The organism is Microcoleus sp. PH2017_24_DOB_U_A (assembly GCF_020738205.1).
Lineage (GTDB): Bacteria > Cyanobacteriota > Cyanobacteriia > Cyanobacteriales > Microcoleaceae > Microcoleus.
In genome coordinates this window covers 14310-34141 of the sequence record NZ_JAEQCT010000072.1, presented here as the reverse complement: position 1 = coordinate 34141, position 19832 = coordinate 14310, and the positions used below count along the sequence as shown (strand labels likewise).

Genomic DNA, 19832 nt, shown 5'->3' with positions numbered 1-19832 from the left:
CTTGTGGGATGGGCTTCTAGCCCGTCCCGAATATGCAATTTAAATGTGAAATAGCCTATTTTTCAGTTTCTGTTTCCGTTTCTATTTCAAAGGTAACACCTTCATACAAAAGTGCGATCGCCAACTCAAATTCAATACTTGACAAAGTTACAATCTCTCCAGCACTATAAGAATAGTAAAGCCACATTTTACCCTCACCCCGACAGTAACGTTCAACGGAGATTTTTTCAGAATCAATCAAGATATACTCTTGTAAAGTCGGAATTTTCAGGTAAGCCGTGAATTTTTCATCCCGATCCTTACCACTTGTACCGGGCGAGAGAACTTCCACAATTAGTTTCGGATGTTGAATAAACTTGCGCGCATTCATATCTTCAGGATCGCAACTAACTATCACATCCGGGTAATAGTAACGGCTGCGAGGACTGACTTGCAATTTAACATCTGACACGTTCGCGCGACAACCTCTAGAACGCAGATGAGGGCGCACAGCCGTGTAAAAATTAAGTGCAAGATCGTTATGGGGAATTGTACCGCCAGTCATCGCAAAGACTTCGCCGTTGACATATTCGTAGCGAATGTCTTGTTGCGCTTCCCATTCGAGATATTCCTCGAAGGTCATCCTTGGGGGTTGTTGGGGAATAGCTATCATATTGACAGTTGACAGTTGACAGTTGACAGTTGACAGGTAAAATTTGGATTCAATCTTACTTCGATTGTAGCATCACGGCCAGGGCGATTTATCGCCCGAATCCATCCTTCGTTAAAAATCCCCTTCATCTACTTGAAATACAGTCAATCCCAACGATCGCCACATATCAACCACCTGCTGGCGATCGTCCAATACAAACTTAACATTATATTGCCCTGCAATCTGCTGCCGATAGATTTCCTCCTTCATAATCGCATCCTTCCTCATATCCCCAGTTTTCCGCATATAGAGACCTGCATAATTCACCTCGTATTGCCGCAACCATTGTTCAGTCTGAGGTTGACAGTCATCGGTTCTGCCCGATACTACGATAATATTAACGCTAGACTGCCACTTGCGGATGGTATCTAGGACAGGCTGATTCGGTAAATCGCGATCGCACTTTGAAGCATCAAAAGGATTTCTACCATTGAGAAGCGCTAATGTACCGTCCATATCCACAAGAATTGCATCCGGCAAATCCGGGTTATATTCCGGCGGCGCAACCGGAACCCGCACGTACTTATTGTACATCTTCATTATCACATCTTTACCCACCGAATTAAGTCTTTTCAAATCCCGTTTAATACACTCCTCCACCGGAACTTGCAGGAAAGAATCATTAACTTCAACGATGGCTTTACCCTTAACCAACTCTTTGATATGTTCGATATGCGGCCCGAAATTAGTATCGTCCACAATCACGTGCTTGCCACTTTCCAAAGCCATCAGAATAATCGTATCTCTCAACTGCACAATAAACTTTTCATTCGCCGGAGACCAATGAGAAGCGTGAGCCATTTCTCGAAGTAAATCTTTATTGCTACGCACCCATCTTGCAGGTTCAGACAGCAGCAATTCTCTCGCAAATAGAGATTTTCCAGAAGCAGGTAAGCCGACAAGTACAATAACTCTTTTCATAGTAATGGGTAATGGATAATTGGTAATTTGCAACTTAATTCTTTAGTCCGCGGAGGCGGACTTTGTTTGTGTAGTAGCGGTTTCAACCGCCGATTCTCTGCGAACCTCACAAACCTAAATTGATATAATCTAAACCCAATAACTCCTCTATCTTATGAATCGTAACATCGCGGAGAGCTTCTTTCACTCCCGCAACCCTGCGAGCCCGCAAAGAAAACAAAATCCCAGAATATGGCAAATGCTTCACAGCCAAGGCAAAATCTTTCTGAACTTCGATAGATTCGTGCTGTCTGTAAACCTCCTCGATTTCTTGAACTAACAATTCATATTTACTCTTAACTTTTTGATACAAGTCAATCCACTCGGGAAAATAAGCTAAAAACTCTTCTCCTTCATTAGTCAAAACAATTTCGATCATCCGCCGCGTCGAAAACCCTTCGCGAAGGTGGGAAATCGCCACATATTGCGGAGACTTAACCTTAACTCGGTTGAAGTTAGCATCGCAGATAATATACCCTTCTAAATCCATTGGATCTAAATGTTGAGCTGCTTCGATAACTTCTTTCCAGCTAGTTAAAGGATACGAATTGACTACTTTCCAGACATATCTGTTTGCCCAGAAAAGGGGATCTGTTTCTCGCAAGGTTTCAGTATTGCGAACCCCGTGCAGCACGATATCATTGTTTTTTTGCTGAACAACTATTCTATTATAAGGTGTCATCAACTCAAAGATAAAACACTCATCGGTTGCTTCCGGTAATTCATAGCCCAATTCTTTCCAGACTTTCCAAAACAGTTCGGCAAAGCTAAATCCAAAACCATTAACTTCACCCGCTGCATCGGGAGTGCCGCTAGATTGCACTCTCCATTCTCCCTGATAAAAATACAGTACAGTCAGAGAACCGTCTAACTTTTCATAAACTTTGGCGTGACTCCAATCAATCGCTGTGGCGTGGCCTTCCCCGTAATTAAAAAATTTGTCGTAGGGATAAGAAACTATTTCCCAGTTTTGAGATGAATCTAAAATAATACCTCGACACTGCTGGACTATTTTTTCGCCCAGCGGGGATTCTATCTGCGAGTATTTCAGGCAGACTAGATGAGGATATTGGCGGTGGCGGGTAACTTTGATATGATAAGTTTCGCACAAAGTTTCTAATCCGTGCTGGCGTAAATACTCTTGCAGTTCCACGTTTGACTCCTAAATTACTCGCCTTCTCTATTTTATCGGAAATTGCATATTTCCGTGCATTTGTAAAGAAAATTTAAACTTGCTTTTTTCCTGAATGCCTGTTGTGGCTTTTGTATTTGGGAGTTGTGTTGTAAATTAAGTGAACACGCTTGGGTGCCAAACTGGACTGTTTCGACATTGAGGACGAAAATAGTGAACAATAAATTATTACTTTTGGCGACTTCTGCGTGCGTATTGACTGCTTTAGTACCTGTATCGCAAGTTTTCGGTGCGGGCAAGTTGCCGCAGATGCTGGCGGAAACAAAGCCTGTTGCTAAAGCTGATGCTGCCGTGCCTGTAAGTGAAATTTTGCCAAAGTTAAAAGGCAAAACGCAAGTACCTATTTTTATCCCCAGCTTGGTTCCTGTTTCGCAGAAACTTTACTATCGAACCCAAAGTAAACCCGACAGCTATATTGTTTCTATGGAGTTTACAGCAGATTGCAAAGGTACGGGCGCTTGCACTTTTGGGGAAATTAGAGGTCAAAAAGGTGGTGAGTTTTCTACTAAAATGGAAGGGGTAACTAAGACATTAAAAACTGTTCAACTTGCGGGCGGAGTGAAAGGAAATTTTCACGACGGTTGCGGGGCTTACTGTACGGCTAATCTTGAGTGGAAAACTCAGGGTTTTATGTATACTCTAGCCATTAGAAATGGAGGTGAAGCAGATTTAATTAAGATTGCAAATTCTGCTATTCAAGCTGGTAAACGCTAAGATAATTTGCGATTTTGTAGAGAAACGAAGCAATTTTAGTCCTGGCGATTGCTTCGTTCCTCGCAATGACAGAGAATATTATATATTTTGGGAGCCTTGAAACCAGTTAAGCTGGGGAAGCAAGAGAGAATGGTTGTGATGTCTACAGGGAAATCAGGATGAGGGGAAAAGGACTATTTTGGGCGATTTTTGCTGGTGTGGTGACTGCTTTGCCGATCGCACTTTTGACGCCCAACTCCGCGTTAGCACGTCCAGAAGTGTCTGTGACAGAAATTCGCTGGTTTAATTATACTTCCAAAGATGGCTGGCAATCCATCCAATTTATTGTGCCCGATCGCAATACTGCACAATCTACCAGCAGCCGCAAGCTGCGCCCCTACGACGTTCATCTTGCCAAGATGTTCGAGATTTCGCGTTTTTTGTGCGATCGCGATCGCACTTCTGAAGGTTACAATTGGTCTTACCAAGCCGAAAATGGCAACATTGACATGGGAATCTTCAAAATTAGCTGCGAGAAAGCCCGTTCCACCGCCATAACTTACGGATTAGGCAAACTCGAAAATACAGTCATTCGCCGCAACTTCGATCAAAAAGACGGCCGCCCTTCTCTTGCAGTTGTAAAATATTCAATTCCCACTCTGAACGTTGCTAAAAATAGAGTTTTACAGTGGAGAGATTATGTCCAAAAGTTTCCCCCAATCCCCAATAAGTCAGGTACAAATCAAGCTAAAACTCGTTTTCCTGTAAGTAACATTTTTGGGCAAATCAAAGGCAAAACACGAGTACCAGTTTTTCTGCCGAGTATGCTTCCTCTATCGGATACTCAGCAACTTGATTTTGATATCAAAGCTGGCTCCCACGGCTACATTGTTGGAATGTATTTCGGCAAAGGATGTCGCGGGGGAGCCTGTACTTTCGGCACAATTGAAGCGAAAAGAGATGAACCGATTTCGCCTCCTTCGCAATTGCCGAGAGATACTTACAGAAGTATTGAATTAGCAGGCGGAATGAAGGGAACTTATTTCAATAGTTGCGGTAATTACTGCATTGCTTCTGTTGAGTGGCAAAGGCTGGGGGTGTTGTATCGAGTAAGTCTCAAAAACGGACGGCAGTCAGATGTTGTTGCGATGGTAAATTCTGCACTTCAAGCAGGACAACGTTAATACTATTTTCGATTTTGTATTAGGTACGTTGTTGCGCTTTAGCGCTCGGAACGAAGCATAAGCCCTAGCCCTTTCAGGGCGGCTTCGCCAACGGGCAGGCTTCGCCAACGCAGTATCTATTTTTCATAGGGTTTTACCCCCAGGGCAGTCTTAAGTAAACCGTATTGTCTTATAGACAAGAGAAGAGCGCTAAAGCGCAACAACGTACCTTAATAACCTACATTTGTTTCGCGATCGACACGACATAAAAAGTAACGGGCTACATCAAGAGCATTTTTCATGGTTTTATGACTTTAGTAATTTGATAAATTAACTTTTGATGGTACTCTATTAGCCCGGTTCAGAAGTTCGATCGCAATTACATCGCCCTTTTCCCCTCCTGTCTATATTTCTCTCTCCAAATCCCGCCACCTTTGAGCTAACTCTGCCGCCGGCTTCTACCGCGTTCATCCGCATTAACTCTAGGAAAATCATACATCCTCGGCTGCCTTTGGCTCGAAATGCCGATCGACTCAAGCCACCCAAGCCAACGCAAAATTGGAAACACCCTTAAAGCTCGCTGCTGCCGATCAATATCTGGTATTACTATTTTATCGCCCGAATTGTCCCAACCAGCAATTAAAGTCCCCACCTGCGGTACGCTAGATCAGGTGAATATACTGGCTCATTTCAAGCTATCCTGCGATCGATCTTATGTCCCCAACCACATCTGCCCCTTCCCGAACCGTCCGCATCGGTTCCCGCAAAAGCCAACTCGCCCTCGTTCAAACCCACTGGGTGCAAGCAGAATTACAGAAACGCTTCCCGCAACACACTTTTGAAGTCCACACCATGTCCACCCAAGGGGACATAATTCTTGATGTCGCCCTCGCTAAAATCGGCGACAAAGGACTTTTCACCAAAGAATTAGAAACGGGAATGCTGAACCGTGAAACGGACTTTGCCGTGCATTCCCTCAAAGATTTACCGACCAACTTACCCGAAGGTTTAATATTAGGATGTGTCACCGAACGGGAAAATCCCGCTGACGCCCTGGTAGTTCACTCCAAGCACAAAGACAAGCAACTTGACACCCTCCCCGAAGGTGCAGTAATCGGCACTTCTTCCCTCCGTAGGCTGGCTCAACTGCGGCACCATTTCCCTCATTTTGTATTCAAAGATATTCGCGGCAATCTCAATACTCGACTCGCTAAATTAGATGATGGCGGTTACGACGCGATTATTTTAGCAGTTGCCGGACTCGAAAGATTGGGAATGGGCGATCGCATCCACCAAGTTATCGATCCTGAAATCTCCCTCCACGCCGTCGGACAAGGTGCTTTGGGCATCGAATGCCGCGCCGGAGATCCAGAAATCCTGGAAGTTATTAAAGCTCTCGAACACTCCGAAACCGCCCAAAGATGTCATGCTGAACGCGCATTTCTGCGGGAATTAGAAGGCGGCTGTCAAGTACCCATTGGCGTCAATACCAATATAGAAAACGGTCAATTAACATTAACTGGAATGGTATCCAGTCTCGACGGCCAGCGATTCGTCAAAGATACTGTTTCCGGCGCAGCCGAGACTGCTGAAATGCTGGGAATAGACCTCGCTCACCGCCTGCGCGCCCAGGGAGCGAGTGTTATTTTAGAGGAAATCTTTGTCGAAGTTCAACGCGGTTCATAAATGCGATCGACATCTGTTTTTCACGGCTTTGAGACGCGATTTATCGCATTTGGTAAAATAAAAATAACTGGCGGTTCGCTTTTGTTTTGACAGGTACAATAGCAGTCTGATTGTAGATTTTAGATGGTGATTTTAAATAAAATTGCCAAATTCACAAATATCTGACTAATTTAGGATGCTCCGCAGGATGTTGAGAAGCCCGGTTTATGGATAGATACCTTGCTGTAAAGCCCAGGATTTTTCGTAGCAACTGGGTTTCTTTGCATCAGCCCTATCATTGTCAATATACAATCCAAAATCTCCAATCAAACATCGACAATAAATCAACAACCTATTTCAGGGAAATGCAAAATATGAGCGCTCAGGAAACTCAATTAAAGCTAGAATTGGCAAAAGTTCAGCAACTTTATCGCAAAATGCAGGCAGATCGGAAAGCTTTGCAGCAGCAATTGAAAGAGTTTAAAACTCAGACAGGAAACTTTTCCGATGTCGTCGAGCAAGTCTTGCCTTCCGTAGTTTCAGTTTACGTGATGGATTGGGATACAGGAGAAGAAATTTCTTCCGGGAGCGGCTTTTTTGTATCTCCTGACGTAATTGTCACTAACTATCACGTTATCGAAGATATTGCCGATGAAGATTACTTCTACGAGGAAGATGAAGTCGAACAGGTTTTAGTGGAAACTTACGACGGAAAGTTGAGAATGGCAGAGGTGGTATTTACAGGTAATGCGGAAGAGGATTTAGCATTGCTGTTGATTACTGGTTTTATCATCGATCCGGCAACAGGGGAACAAGTGGAGTCTCCCGAAGAATATCCTCCCCTAGAATTGTCTTTTGATGTCAAAGTGGGCGATCGGGTAATTGCTGTGGGCAATCCTATGGGACAGTTTGCTGCAACTGTAACTCAAGGTATTATTAGTGCAATTCGCGAACCGGAAGAGTATGAGGTGGGCGAGGATGATGAGGATGAGATTGCCGAGGTGAAGGTGTTGCAAACGGATGCGGCGATTAATCCGGCAAATTCGGGCGGGCCCTTGATTAATATGGCCGGTCAAGTGGTTGGGGTGAATACGTGGGGGTTGGAAGATGCTGATACTATTAATTTGGCGATCGCCTCCGTTGCATTGGATGACTTCTTGGCTGGATTTGAAGAAACTTTTGAGGGTGAACCTGATGAGGAATAGTCGCTAGTTGTCGGTAATCTGTGATTCGGGCGATCGCACTTTTTGTGAAAAGATGTGAAAAGGGCGATCGGCTCAAACGACGGTTCAAGCAAATAGTAGGTTTTTTGCGATCGTCTTAGGTTTTGGGAGAGATGTACCGTCTCCCTGATATTCTTCAACTAAAAGCTCTAATACTTTAATCATACATAGCGATCGCCCTTCTCCCAAAAAAGCGATCGCCCTCCCTCCCATACATTCACAGCGATCGCCCTTACACACAAAAAAGCCGTCCTTCTAGCGATGAGTATTGGATATTTATTATGCGGCCTCGGTCAAAGTTCTGACACGCAAAACTTCATTAGACATTAACGGTTCAATTTCCGACTCAGCTAAAGTAATTACAGCTATAGTTTCACCTAAAGCATTAAAAACTTCAAGACTGTAGCCATCCTCATCGGGGTGGGGATGATGCTCAACAATAGTGGCAATATCTCCTCGACAGAGTTTGTACTTGGGTACATCGGTTCGTAATGCTACTCTTTTAAACAAGGGAAATTTCATTTTCATAGCTCCTTATACATCACATTGCCAATTTTTATGCTATATTTGATTGGGGTTCATCTGTTTAATAAAAATAATTAATGTATGAATTTGCGCTTTTATATCGATCCTGAAACTGATTTACCTCATATCTATGAGCATGGAGTTAATGAGGTAGAAGTTGAGGATATACTGAGAAAGCCAGGTGAGGATCGTTTGGGGCGCGAAGGTACGCGGGTAGCTATTGGTCAAACTATAGATGGTCGTTATCTTAAGATAGTTTACGTTCCTGAACCTGAGTCATATAGCGCTTTTGTTATAACAGCGTATGAGTTAACAGGTAAACCTTTGAGTGCTTATAAACGCCGACAACGTGGTAGGTAAATATGGCAACACAAAATCAATTTCCCTTGAGTTGGGATGAAAAACGAGTGCGCCAAACGATCGAACATTACGATCGACAGTCAGAAGATGAAGCAGTAGCAGAAGATGAAGCAGCGTTTGACAATAAAGATCAAGCGTTTGTCCAAATTCCTTTGGAGTTATTACCGTTAGTTAGAGAGTTAATCGCTAAACATTATGCCAGTGTTTAAGACCAGATAAATAAAGGCGATCGCACTTCGCATCCAGAAAGGCGATCGCTCTTTTTTTACCGCAAATTAACGACGAGGAAAGAAGGGCGATCGCCCTTCTTTCCAGAAAGGCGATCGCACTTCCCCAAAAAAGCGATGAGCTTGACAAAAGCGTAAAACAGGTGGTAATCTGAATAAGATGAATATAAATGGAAATTTTAATTATGCCAATTGCACAATTATTTCCTCTGCTTGGTCATTTATCCCGTGTGGATAAATTAAGAGTAATAGAATTTTTGGTTTCTGAGTTAGCAAAAGAAGAAGATTTGGCTAACTTAGAGTCTAAAGATAATTATTTTGAGATGTTGCATAATTCCGATGAAGGAGCACGTCAATTGGCACAGTTTTTAGAGGAACAAAAGCAACTGCAAAATGCTTAATGGTGAAAAATACTCTTTTGCCTCTAAATTCGATCGCTTTGGCGAGGTATCTTATGCGCCTTATTTACCGATAATATTAAGCTATCGAAACCAGTCAATTGAAATGATGGGGTTGCTGGATACTGGGGCAAGCATGAATGTTTTGCCTTATGAAATTGGTTTACAATTAGGGGCTGTTTGGGACGAACAAACCTTTGTTATTTCTTTATCTGGAAATCTGGCAAATATCGAGGCTAGGGCTTTGTTGTTGTCAGGGACAGTCAGCAGGTTTGCACCAGTTAACTTGGCTTTTGCTTGGACTAGACAAAGAAATATGCCCATCATTTTAGGAAGGTTAAATTTTTTGGCAGAGTTTGATGTTTGTTTTTATGTATCTGAACTAGGATTTGAAATTGCGCCTAAGCAATCTCACTAATAGGTGGTTATAAGGGGTCGGCCTTCCACACAAAAGAGCGATCGCCCTTCCCATCCAGAAAGGCGATCGCTCTTTTTTGAAAGGGGATAAAAAGAGCGATCGCACTTGAAAAGACAAGGACAATTGCACTCAGCTACACCAGCAGATGAATTTAAACTGTCTAATCTTCAGTAGGACAATATCAGTCTATCATTTTGATAATGCGTGGGATGAGTTGGGTGGGGGCGGGTTTATCAAGATTATTGGTGGGTGGCAAAATTGATCGGCAAACCCGCCCCTACAGATTTTATTCAATATTTTACCATCAATTGTATCCCACATTTTACCATCCATGTAGGGGCGGTTTTATCAAGATATTTGACAGCCACCGCTCAATATCCACTATCCCAGTTAGGTGGACAAAGAATAGGCTTGTTTAAACCCAAGAAAGCAATTCTAGGATCGGTTTCCACCCCTTCCTGGCAAGATCCTGCGCGTGGGGCTAATCCACCAATAAACGTATTACAAATACCACATTGAGTTTTTCCATCTACAGGTCCGTCTTCTGTCATTACTGGTCCCTGGATAGCACATCCTCCCCGATTCATTGTCATATTATTGTACTTTTCAACACCTGTTACTCGACAGGCTCTCAACTGCTGTTGTGGAGGTTGTTGAGGTTGCTGTGCAGTTTGCTGTCCTTGAGGTTTTTCACGTTTTTTGCATAGATTTTTCCAAGGTCCATCAAAACCTGGAAGTTTAGCACCAGCTATTCCAGCAGCACCCAGAGGAGTTCTAACGCTTATGCGATTAGTAACATTAAGAGCTGTGAGTGTGTCTTGTCCAAACTTTCCTAGTTTTAGTCCTCTTCCAATAACTGAATTTAAGGGTAAAGGAGGAATACCGCCGAATACCATATAGCAGCCAACAGATCCTAAATAATGTAGCAAAAATATAAGGGGTGAAACAGAACTACCTATACCTGTGGCTACTGCAATAAGTGCGGCTGCTTGCATAAATGGAACAACATCGCATAAACCTCTTAATGTACCACATGCAATTTTATCTTCATATTGCGTATATCTATCAGTCCAACCCGCTACAATATTTGTCTTGTTACCCTTTTGTGATGGAGGCAACAAAATTATATTACTGGAGAGTAAAACCTCATTATTTGTTTTGCTTTGGAATGAATTGCTGTCAAGGGGAAAATCTTTTTGAATGTTTTTCCCTTCTTCCTGATAAATTAATCTTCCTGTTTTTGAGCTTAATTTTTCCAAGATCACGATTTCATTAGAACTACTTGTAGCAACAATTTTCTGGCCCCGCTCTTGAAAATCAAAGGAGTATGTCTTAGATCCACAAGCATCAGGAGTTGAAGGTACATATCTTGCAGTTTCAAAGAATGACTCACTATCAACAGTTTTAAAGGTAGCTGTAAGAATACAATCTTCAGGGCTTCTGAGAGTAAATTCAAAAGTGTCAGAGCTTAAAGCCCTAGCATCTGTCATTGTCACCCCGTCAGGTTCAATGGCTCTATCTGCTGAAGAACCCGAACCCGGATTATCAAAATCAGGACGCACCGGCTGATTCGGCCCCGGATCTTGAGGAAACGGCGGCGCTTGCGGATTACTCCCAGGCGGTACACTCGGTGCATCATCAAATTCCCCCGGAGCTCGCTGCACCAACCAATCCGAAATATTCCTTTCCACAGCAGGCGGAGTCGCCGCCACCACCCGATCGGACGAATTAACTAAATTCACCGTGCAAATAGTAGAATTAAAACTAAAAACCGTACAAAGTGCAGCCGATAAAGCCCGATTGACAAACGTACCAGGAGCCAGCAAAGCACTCATTAAAACAGCAATAAAACTGACAATACCCAGAGCAAAAAGACGAATACGACGCATAATTTACCTCACGTAAACAATTAACTAAACATCCGCATTCCGATCAATCTTGTAGGGGCGGGTTCGCCAAGATATTTGACACCCATCGACAAATTCGTCAACCCGCCCCCACCCCACGCAAAAATTAAAGAATTAATTGAATTTAACGGTGTGGGGGATGTTATTCGGGTTTATTCGTTGGGTGGGGGCGGGTTTATCAAGATTATCTGTGGGTGACAAAATTCATCGGCGAACCCACCCCTACGAATTTTATTCATGTTTTATTATCAATTTCATCCCTCATTTTGCCACCTCAATAAAAGCGATCGCCCTCACGCCCTAAAACGGCAAAATCCTCCGAATACCCCGTTGAATCACATCTTTAACAATATTTTTACCAAAATCTCCAAACCAACCCTGAGCCTCCCCAGGCTTTACCTCTTCCGCATCCACATTAGCTGGCGGTTTATTATCAATTTTAAAAGCAGATTTATCTATCCCCACCTGCGACATCATCCCCACAAAAGTATTAATCGGAATCGCTGAATTAAACCCCGTTTTCGCCTCTCCCGTATTTTGTCCACTCTCATTTTGAACTGCTATAAGACCGTCAGTATCTCCCTGTCCGTGAATACCAATCACTCGACCACTAACATCAAAAACAGGCCCGCCACTCATTCCCCGCCGCGTCACCGCAGCATAACGCATCGTATATCCTTGATCGTTACTTGACCGGACATTAGTAACTTGCCCATTGGTAAACTGATATTCTCGTTCTTGACTCCCCACACCCGCAGGTAAAGGATATCCCGAAATATAAACCCCCGATCCAATCGTTGCTTCATCGGAATTGCTAATCGGTGCAACGGAATATTCTTCGTCACTTTCAAATACCACAACTGCTAAATCCGGCCCGCTCTCATTATTCCGCAAACCCTTGACATCCGTCACCTTATGCTCTTTCCCCTTAGAAGTCCGAATCATAAATTCAGTATTAGGATTTTTCACGACATGATTTGCCGTTAGCACCGTGTATGTTTTACCTTTCTTAGTAATAATTACTCCAGAACCACTATCTCCTGGACTCAGGATATTGTTGATCTGTACTGTAGTGGGAACTGCTATTTGAGCGACTTCTTTAGCAGTTTTTGCCATGACAGGCTGGCTAATCATAATTGCTGCAACTGTTGCGGTTCCTGCTACGATCGCCGGAACATAATTAAAACGAGAAACTCCGAAATTCATAAATAACTCCCTTGATAATCTGAAACAAAATGTCAAATAATGGCGTACAAGTTCTAAATTTTGTAGGGCAATCCCTCCGTGGTTGCCCCAAATTTCGGGGATTTTGTAGGGGCAATCCCCCCGTGGTTGCCCCTAATTTAAGGGCGCGCACGGGGGCACCGCCCCTACAAAGAAACTCGCGCATAACGCAAATAGGTACTAATCGGAATTCCCCAACTAGAATTAACCATGAGTTCCAACATTGCTCCCGATGGCTCAGTTCCATCCTCAAAGGCATAAATTCCAAAATCTGGATCGCCGTTCTTCATCCGACCATTAATCCCAATTAAAAGCCCCCGATCGTTAAAAATTGGCCCGCCGCTCATCCCTACAGCAATATCATTTGTGTATCCCAAACGATATCCTTGAGCGAGGGATTTTGGTGGCAGCACCGATACAGCACCTTGGGTAAATCTAAATGCCCGAATTCCTTGCTCGAAAGTAGTTGTTAAACTGCGGCCCCGATACATCGGAAATCCGGCGGCAAATACGGGTTCTCCTACTCTTAATAAATCAGTGCTAATTTGGGCGACTTGATAGGTGTTGGAACTGCGAAATTGGACGATCGCCAAATCCGCATTTCCCAACTGTCTCGGAGCACCCAGCAGCCGATAACGCTCACCGTCCGGGGCGATCGCGGTATGCTGCTGGCTGAAACCGACAACGTGCCAATTTGTCAGCACCGTGTAAACTTGACCCTGCCGCTGGACGATCGCCCCGGAACCTGAAGCATCAGGCGTTAAAATACGTACCGTCGTTAGCTTTGCCAACCTTTCAACATCGGCATTTTGAGCATCAGTAACGGGAGAATTTGCGCTAACTGGTTGGGCAATAACGCTGCAACTAGCTGGAAAAATACTCAGCACAACCGCACAAACTCCCGTCAGTCCCAGTCTTCGCAAATTCATCACCTTAAAGCTCCCGCGATCCGGCACCAGTGCTCGGTTGGGTGGGGGCTACTCGCGGTTGCCCTGATGCGGGTTTTGGCGCAGCTACGGGCGCGATCGTACTTCCCTCGTCCCCCAACCTGCCGCTGACATCAATGAACGGAATACTGTCTTTGCTTTCAGACAGAGAAGGCGCACCCGCTTGTCCCTCCCGCCAAGCCAAGAGATTATTCAGTGTTTTCACTGCATCTTGATTCGGTTTCAGTGTAAATATCAATCCTTGGCAGCGGCCATTTACTTGGCTGGCAGTGCAAACCACTCGCTGTCCGTTCATTAGCCCTACAGTGATGAACTTAAGCTCTTTGTTACTGCGGAAAGTTTCCAGGCGACTGCTCACCTCGCGACAACGAGTCGCAGGATCGTACCCAGCACCGGAGAAATCATTAGAAACCCACCGAATCCAAGGTTCTCGATTTCCCTGTACGTTTTGATACATCGTAATCGGCACACCGCTTGAATTGTCGCACCAAAAACCGCGCTGTCCCGGTGCCGGTTGACTTTGAGCGGGTTTAGCGCTTAAAGATACGCTGCTAAGGGCGATCGCGATCGCCCCTACTGTCAAAGCAGTCATTGATTGCCATTTGCTCATGATTATTAACTTCTCTCAAAAAACTAATTATTTGCCAATAAACAACAAGCCGGAAAAGTGACAAATGCGATCGCACGGATCGCCTGCTGCCATTTCCCCAGCCCCGCGAAACTCACATCCGTCACAGACTAGGTTTTATGTCACCTATATTCAGTTGATTCAAACTTTAATGCTGTCAGCCCTCACAGCCGTACAGCCTAGATGCACTTTAGGGTTGAAAAACCCTAAAATGATATTTTACATCATTCTCTTCTATTTATCAATACCCCAATGCAAAAATTTTATTAGCGATCGCCCTCGGTTGAAAAACCCCATTTATTTAGCAGATCCCGGTAAGGAAACAGCAATGCCACGTCCCTACAGATATCGCGTAAAATCTAGCTGTTAGCGTGTTTAACCTGACGGATTAGCGTAATAGCCCGATCGCACTTTACCTTCTCGACTTCCACTCCTCAACATCTTCATCAGTAATAAAATACCGATAATGAGTCGAACCCTTAACAGTAGTTACCCGAATCAAATTTTTCTTCTCCCTCTCACTCTCAATAGTCACCTCTCCAAACCCAGTTTTTTCCCAAGTTTCCGACAGAATGTCCTCGATTTTATCAAAAACCAGATTAATCGGATTATCCCTACTTTCTCGCCCCGATCGCATATCTGTTTCCACCTTCTGACTGGACTTAGATTTACTATTACTGTCTCCCGCTTTCTCAGCCCGATCGCCCGCAGCATCATTTGACACAAACCCCATAGCTTTTTCCTCCCCAAACTTCAGCTTCTATAGGTGTTTAGGAAAAAGCCTTCTGTTTTTACCAGAAAGAATTGGTTGAAAGCCCGCCCGTCGGAGCGGGAGAAATTAAAATCAGACTATTCATTACCCCAATCCTCTTCCTTCTAGGTAGAGGTCGCTCTCAAACTGTCAACTGTCAACTGTTGAAGCATATTGGCAAGTTTTGCAACAATAATTTACACCATCGCCCCCAGCGCCATTCATACATAGTCAGGTACAATACGTGCGATCGCAATCAGTACGTCCGCCATTAGCAATTCCCAGTATTTGTATCGGAATTATCAAAACATATCTTATCTACCAGAAACTCCATACTTCCTACCTCTAAGGTCGATTTGAGACTAGAGATTTGAGACAAGAAATTTGAGATTTCCTTCACAGCCTCTACTAAATGCTTGAACCGAGCACTAAAAAAATTGCTTAACCATCGACAATAGAGATTTATACTTGTTTTTTGGACGGCACGTTAACATTGTGTCCCTCGCCATTTAAACTTGATCTAGCCTAACTATCCCAAGGAACACAAAAAAATAATGCGAATTTTATTTGTATCCGCCGAAGCAGCACCCCTAGCCAAAGTGGGCGGTATGGGCGATGTCGTCGGCGCTTTGCCTAAATTTCTGCGCCGCATGGGTCACGATGTCCGCATCTTCATGCCCTACTACGGCTTCGTCCCCGACAAAATGGACGTTCCCAAAAAACCTGTTTGGAATGGGGCGGCCATGTTCCAAAGCTTCTCCGTCTTTGAAACTCTTTTGCCGGGAACCGATGTACCTTTATACTTATTGCAACATCCATCTTTCTTACCACGCCGGGTTTACGGCGGCGTAGATGAAGATTGGCGGTTCACTTTCTTTGCCAATGCTGCCGCTGAATTTGCCTGGAATCACTGGAAACCACAAATTATGCACTGTCACGACTGGCATACGGGGATGATACCTGTTTGGATGAAGCAAGACCCCGATATCAGCACAGTTTTTACTATTCACAATTTAGCTTATCAAGGGCCGTGGCGCTGGCGTTTGGATCAGATGACTTGGTGCCCTTGGTATATGCAAGGTCACAATACAATGGCTGCGGCTGTACAGTTTGCCGATCGCGTAAATACAGTTTCGCCCACCTACGCCGAACAAATCAAAACCCCAGCCTATGGGGAAACTTTGGAAGGTTTGCTATCTTTCCTCGGCGGCAAAGTATCAGGTATTTTGAACGGAATTGATACAGAATCTTACAACCCAGAAACTGACAAGTACCTCCACCAACAATTCAGTGTTGATACTATTGACAAGCGCCCAGTTAACAAAATTGCGCTGCAAGAAGAAGTCGGTTTGGAAGTGAATAAAAATGCCCTGTTAATCGGCATGGTGACGCGGCTAGTAGAACAGAAGGGGCTGGATTTGATCATTCAAATGCTCGATCGCTTCATGGCCTATACCGACGCTCAGTTTATTGTACTCGGAACTGGCGATCGCTACTACGAAACCCAACTCTGGCAAATGACCGCCCGCTATCCCGGCCGAATGTCCACCCAATTACTCTACAACGACGCCCTCTCCCGCCGCATTTACGCAGGCTGCGACACCTTCCTGATGCCCAGCCGTTTCGAGCCCTGCGGCATCAGCCAAATGCTCGCCCTCCGCTACGGTTGCGTCCCAATGGTGCGCCGCACCGGCGGTTTAGTCGATACTGTATCTCACAACGACCCGATTAATGATACCGGCACAGGTTACTGTTTCGATCGCTACGAACCCCTCGACTTATTCACCTGCATGATCCGAACATGGGAAGGTTTCCGCTACAAAGATAAGTGGAAAGAACTGCAAAAGCGCGGCATGAAAGAAGATTTTGGCTGGGACATTTCTGCCAGAAAATATGTCAACTTGTACAGCGAAATTCTCGGCATCTCACCAGACGAAATCGCACCGGAACCGGAAACCGAATTAATCATTGGTAAAGGTTAATCTCTTTCTTTGTAGGGTGCGTCAGGCGTTATTGTCGCTTTAATGAGTAGGATATTTGCTGACGCACCCTACAGTAACTGTAATAGTGAAGTTGATTCACGTCCGCATCATCACCAATTACCAATTACCAATTACCAATGCCCAATGCCCAATGCCCAATGCCCAATTCCCAATTAATCAACAAATACATCCAAAGGTAAATGACCGTAAGTCCCGCTAACTCCACCTTCTTCAGAAGATTGGCACGATACTAACACGCCCCGATAAGTTCCAGGATAGCCATCAACATAATACGAACCCTTCAAAGTATTGAACTTAATATAAACCGAACCAGTAAATGCAGCAAAAGCGCTTGGATCTAAAACAGGATCATATCCCAAAGCCTTCAAATAAGTTGCTAAAGCTGCAAAACCCTCATCCGTCGAAGTCGCGCAAACTCCCAGCATTTGGTAATCCGACAAACTTGCTACCAGCAAAATCGCTTCACGCAGCGCCTGTTTTTCCAGCGGCGATGCTACAGATTGCATATCCAGACAAGTGAAATCTTTGAGGATTTGCTGTGCTGCTTCTACAGTTAGGGTAGTCGGGTTTTGAGTAGACATCAATTGCTCTGATATTTCCAAAAAGTACGATCGACACTCGGGTACTCGTCAGTCGATTTTAGATTTTAGATTTTAGATTTTAGATTGACTCCATAGATGAATCTGGGAGATCCAACCAAAGTCTAAATTTGGGGAATCTTTACGACTCCTGTCAAGGGCTTGCATCCCTATCCAGGTGAGGTCAACGGATTTCTGCCATTGCAACCCTCGATCGACAGCCGTAACACTCGCGCCAGCCCCGATTATAACGCATTTTGGGTTCTCGGAAGCATTTTGGGCGATCGGCTTACGGCATCCACACTCTACCTAGATTCCAAAGAAATACCAAAAAAAATGTCAAGTTAGCTGAATTTGCCTCTATTAATGGTAGAGGTAAAAAGCACACAACTTGGTAAAGAAAGTATGAGCTTCGAGCAATTGTTAGAAAACATAAAATTCCTGGAAAATTTTCTTTTTAGACTGCTACACAAAGTCAAACTGATTTACTTATTGGTGATATTTGCCATCAGTATAGGTATTTCTGGCTGGACAGTAGAATCTAACTTCACCAGAATCCCTATAATCGGTTTTCACAACATTGTAGACACTCGCAATCCCGCCGACTTACCACCTCGGAGGCTCGCTTTTCCCACTAACTACACCAAACAAGACTTGTCAGTATTTTTAGAATATCTAATTAAAGAAAACTATTGGTTTTTATCATCTCAAGACTTGTACGTATACTTTATTGACAAGTCGCAGCCAATACCCGCTAAAAATCTCGGTCAAAAACCAATCATGATAACCTTTGACGACGGCTACAAAGGCGTTCATGAAAATGCACTTCCAATATTAGAAAAGTTGTCTGTAACCAACAAAGAAAAGGGTAAATTTGTGTTATTTGTCAACCCTCACTTTTTAGGTATTGATATGGGCAAAGATTTTTTAGCACACACTACTTGCAACGATTTAAGAGATGGATATCAAAAAGGTTTTTATGACATTCAGTCACACGGTTTTACTCACAAAGACTTAACTAAGGTGAGCGGAAAAGAATTAGAATTTGAAATTGCAAAATCTAAGTTAGAGTTGAGAAAATGTCTGGGGGATTTAGACAAAAATAAAGTTATCGGCGCTCACATCGCCTATCCCTACGGCGCATCAGACTCGGAAGTGGAAGATATTTTGCCTAAATATCATTTAAGTGGCTTTTTGTACAATGACCATTTATTTAGAGTAAACCGACTGGAAAATAACTACCGCATCTCTCGCATCACTGTCGATAAAAATACGTCGCCTACAGATTTAATTAGGATAGCCAAAAGAGCTTCTACTTTGAGAAAGAAAGAGTGGCTTTAGGCAGCATTTCGGGTTTTTATATCTCTTTGATTGGGCGAGTTGATGTATCCCCAGAGCCACTGAGGCGCGCGTCTATTGTGTCATCTGGAAAACAAACTATAGCGGTTCTTAATCGTGGTTAGGTATCCCCGATGCCCTGTTTGGCCGATGCCCCATGCCCATGAGTACCTCATCTTTCTGAGAAAGGCTATAGTAGTTTTTATCGGTGTTTTCACGTTTAGATCAGTCCGCGTTTTTTCAGCTTTGCTAGCGCATCTTCAGCCGCATTTTTCTCAGCATCTTTCTTGCTTTTACCTTTACCTTCTCCATAGGATTTGTCTCCAACATAAACTTTAGCGAGAAATTCGGGCTGATGGGGCGTTCCTCCTGCTTGGACTGTCACGTATTTGGGCGGAGTCGTGTCACCGTTGGCTTGTACCCATTCTTGAAAGCGGTTTTTCGAGTCTACAGTCGATCGCGTTTCCACCACATTGTCGGGAACAGAATCAAACATTTGCCACACAAACTCGCGAACTTTGTCCATATCTTCCGTGTCGAGATAGTAAGCGCCAATGAATGCTTCAAAGGTGCTGCTGAGCAAATTTGGATTAGTAATTCCACCTTCTCGATAAGCTCCTTTGCCGAGCCGCATTTTTAAGTCTAAACTGATTTCAGTAGCAAATCTGGCTAATTGTTTTTCATCTACCAATGCAGAACGGCGGCGAGTCATTTGATCTTCTCCCATTTCTGGGTGACGCTGATAGAGATATTCGCCGCTGAGAAATGTCAGCAAAGCATCGCCAAGAAATTCTAAGCGTTCGTTGTCTGCTTCGCGGAATGTGGGGTTTTCGTTGACGTAGGAACGGTGGGTTAGTGCTTGGCGCAGCAGTTTTTCATTCTTGAATTGGGGAATCGTTATTTGGAGTTCTTGTGTTTGATTAGTTGATGGCATGGGAGTT

Annotated in this window: 24 protein-coding genes; 11 read left to right on the top strand and 13 right to left on the bottom strand. The window is 44.0% G+C overall.

The genetic code is table 11. From position 1 onward, the window contains the following. Nucleotides 1–55 precede the first annotated feature (55 nt). From JGK07_RS20695 to JGK07_RS20685, 3 genes are all read right to left on the bottom strand, one after another. Nucleotides 56–652: a Uma2 family endonuclease gene (locus tag JGK07_RS20695; RefSeq protein ID WP_293176969.1), complete on the bottom strand. Its 597-nt coding sequence runs from the start codon at nt 650–652 to the stop codon at nt 56–58. 111 nt (nt 653–763) lie between these two features. Continuing rightward, the gene (locus JGK07_RS20690; protein ID WP_293176971.1) at nt 764–1612 is read right to left on the bottom strand and encodes an AAA family ATPase; all 849 of its coding nucleotides are present in this window, start codon (nt 1610–1612) and stop codon (nt 764–766) included. A gap of 106 nt (nt 1613–1718) precedes the next feature. Then, nucleotides 1719–2804 (bottom strand): T4 RnlA family RNA ligase, encoded by a 1086-nt coding sequence (locus JGK07_RS20685; protein WP_293216983.1) that lies wholly within the window; start codon nt 2802–2804, stop codon nt 1719–1721. Between the two features lie 192 nt (nt 2805–2996). On the opposite strand from JGK07_RS20685, the gene JGK07_RS20680 reads away from it, so the two are divergent. The 4 genes from JGK07_RS20680 (at nt 2997) to JGK07_RS20665 (ending at nt 7569) form a co-directional block, all read left to right on the top strand. Then, the gene (locus JGK07_RS20680) at nt 2997–3557 is read left to right on the top strand and encodes a hypothetical protein (RefSeq protein WP_293176975.1); all 561 of its coding nucleotides are present in this window, start codon (nt 2997–2999) and stop codon (nt 3555–3557) included. A 158-nt stretch (nt 3558–3715) separates the two neighbouring features. Continuing rightward, nucleotides 3716–4720 carry a hypothetical protein gene (locus tag JGK07_RS20675; protein WP_293191440.1) on the top strand — a complete coding sequence of 335 codons (1005 nt, stop codon included), beginning with the start codon at nt 3716–3718 and terminating at the stop codon, nt 4718–4720. A gap of 693 nt (nt 4721–5413) precedes the next feature. Next, on the top strand, nt 5414–6385 hold the full coding sequence (gene hemC / locus JGK07_RS20670) for a hydroxymethylbilane synthase (protein WP_293176980.1): 972 nt from the start codon (nt 5414–5416) through the stop codon (nt 6383–6385). A gap of 353 nt (nt 6386–6738) precedes the next feature. After that, on the top strand, nt 6739–7569 hold the full coding sequence (locus JGK07_RS20665) for a S1C family serine protease (RefSeq protein WP_293176982.1): 831 nt from the start codon (nt 6739–6741) through the stop codon (nt 7567–7569). An 84-nt stretch (nt 7570–7653) separates the two neighbouring features. On the opposite strand, the gene JGK07_RS20660 is transcribed toward JGK07_RS20665, so the two are convergent. Together JGK07_RS20660 and JGK07_RS20655 are read right to left on the bottom strand one after the other, a co-directional pair. Further along, nucleotides 7654–7827 carry a hypothetical protein gene (locus JGK07_RS20660; protein ID WP_293176984.1) on the bottom strand — a complete coding sequence of 58 codons (174 nt, stop codon included), beginning with the start codon at nt 7825–7827 and terminating at the stop codon, nt 7654–7656. A gap of 39 nt (nt 7828–7866) precedes the next feature. Further along, nucleotides 7867–8109, bottom strand: coding sequence for a DUF4926 domain-containing protein (locus tag JGK07_RS20655; RefSeq protein WP_015176446.1), 243 nt, complete (start codon nt 8107–8109; stop codon nt 7867–7869). A gap of 84 nt (nt 8110–8193) precedes the next feature. Between JGK07_RS20655 and JGK07_RS20650 the strand changes: the two genes are divergently transcribed. Beyond that, nucleotides 8194–8472, top strand: coding sequence for a hypothetical protein (locus tag JGK07_RS20650; protein ID WP_293176988.1), 279 nt, complete (start codon nt 8194–8196; stop codon nt 8470–8472). A 2-nt stretch (nt 8473–8474) separates the two neighbouring features. After that, nucleotides 8475–8681 carry a hypothetical protein gene (locus JGK07_RS20645; protein ID WP_293191443.1) on the top strand — a complete coding sequence of 69 codons (207 nt, stop codon included), beginning with the start codon at nt 8475–8477 and terminating at the stop codon, nt 8679–8681. Here JGK07_RS20645 and JGK07_RS20640 read toward each other — a convergent pair. Next, nucleotides 8659–8829, bottom strand: coding sequence for a hypothetical protein (locus tag JGK07_RS20640; protein WP_293176992.1), 171 nt, complete (start codon nt 8827–8829; stop codon nt 8659–8661). The genes JGK07_RS20645 and JGK07_RS20640 overlap by 23 nt on opposite strands. Nucleotides 8830–8884: 55 nt before the next feature. Here JGK07_RS20640 and JGK07_RS20635 point away from each other — a divergent pair, with 55 nt between their 5' ends. Both JGK07_RS20635 and JGK07_RS20630 read left to right on the top strand, forming a co-directional pair. Further along, a complete protein-coding gene (locus JGK07_RS20635; protein WP_293197188.1) occupies nt 8885–9100 on the top strand; it encodes a hypothetical protein in 216 nt (71 codons plus the stop codon). Continuing rightward, nucleotides 9093–9515, top strand: coding sequence for a retroviral-like aspartic protease (locus JGK07_RS20630; RefSeq protein ID WP_293197186.1), 423 nt, complete (start codon nt 9093–9095; stop codon nt 9513–9515). The genes JGK07_RS20635 and JGK07_RS20630 overlap by 8 nt, the downstream gene beginning before the upstream one ends. A gap of 371 nt (nt 9516–9886) precedes the next feature. Here JGK07_RS20630 and JGK07_RS20625 read toward each other — a convergent pair whose 3' ends face one another. From JGK07_RS20625 to JGK07_RS20610, 4 genes are all read right to left on the bottom strand, one after another. After that, nucleotides 9887–11404, bottom strand: a complete 1518-nt coding sequence (locus JGK07_RS20625; RefSeq protein ID WP_293197184.1) for a hypothetical protein — start codon at nt 11402–11404, stop codon at nt 9887–9889. 318 nt (nt 11405–11722) lie between these two features. Then, nucleotides 11723–12628 (bottom strand): serine protease, encoded by a 906-nt coding sequence (locus JGK07_RS20620; protein WP_293177000.1) that lies wholly within the window; start codon nt 12626–12628, stop codon nt 11723–11725. Nucleotides 12629–12792: 164 nt separating this feature from the next. Continuing rightward, entirely contained in the window at nt 12793–13575 is a 783-nt protein-coding gene (locus JGK07_RS20615; RefSeq protein WP_293197182.1) for a serine protease, read from the bottom strand. 4 nt (nt 13576–13579) lie between these two features. Further along, nucleotides 13580–14203: a COP23 domain-containing protein gene (locus JGK07_RS20610; RefSeq protein ID WP_293197180.1), complete on the bottom strand. Its 624-nt coding sequence runs from the start codon at nt 14201–14203 to the stop codon at nt 13580–13582. A gap of 64 nt (nt 14204–14267) precedes the next feature. Here JGK07_RS20610 and JGK07_RS20605 point away from each other — a divergent pair, with 64 nt between their 5' ends. Further along, nucleotides 14268–14591, top strand: a complete 324-nt coding sequence (locus JGK07_RS20605; RefSeq protein WP_293177006.1) for a hypothetical protein — start codon at nt 14268–14270, stop codon at nt 14589–14591. Nucleotides 14592–14633: 42 nt separating this feature from the next. Here JGK07_RS20605 and JGK07_RS20600 read toward each other — a convergent pair whose 3' ends face one another. Then, the gene (locus tag JGK07_RS20600) at nt 14634–14954 is read right to left on the bottom strand and encodes a hypothetical protein (RefSeq protein ID WP_293177008.1); all 321 of its coding nucleotides are present in this window, start codon (nt 14952–14954) and stop codon (nt 14634–14636) included. A gap of 572 nt (nt 14955–15526) precedes the next feature. On the opposite strand from JGK07_RS20600, the gene glgA reads away from it, so the two are divergent. After that, nucleotides 15527–16954, top strand: coding sequence for a glycogen synthase GlgA (glgA, locus tag JGK07_RS20595; protein WP_293177010.1), 1428 nt, complete (start codon nt 15527–15529; stop codon nt 16952–16954). Nucleotides 16955–17127: 173 nt separating this feature from the next. On the opposite strand, the gene JGK07_RS20590 is transcribed toward glgA, so the two are convergent. Beyond that, nucleotides 17128–17556 carry a DUF1824 family protein gene (locus JGK07_RS20590; RefSeq protein WP_293197178.1) on the bottom strand — a complete coding sequence of 143 codons (429 nt, stop codon included), beginning with the start codon at nt 17554–17556 and terminating at the stop codon, nt 17128–17130. Nucleotides 17557–17958: 402 nt separating this feature from the next. Here JGK07_RS20590 and JGK07_RS20585 point away from each other — a divergent pair, with 402 nt between their 5' ends. Then, a complete protein-coding gene (locus JGK07_RS20585; RefSeq protein WP_293146205.1) occupies nt 17959–18894 on the top strand; it encodes a polysaccharide deacetylase family protein in 936 nt (311 codons plus the stop codon). A 217-nt stretch (nt 18895–19111) separates the two neighbouring features. On the opposite strand, the gene rnc is transcribed toward JGK07_RS20585, so the two are convergent. After that, nucleotides 19112–19825, bottom strand: a complete 714-nt coding sequence (rnc, locus tag JGK07_RS20580) for a ribonuclease III (protein ID WP_293197176.1) — start codon at nt 19823–19825, stop codon at nt 19112–19114. Nucleotides 19826–19832: the final 7 nt, after the last annotated feature.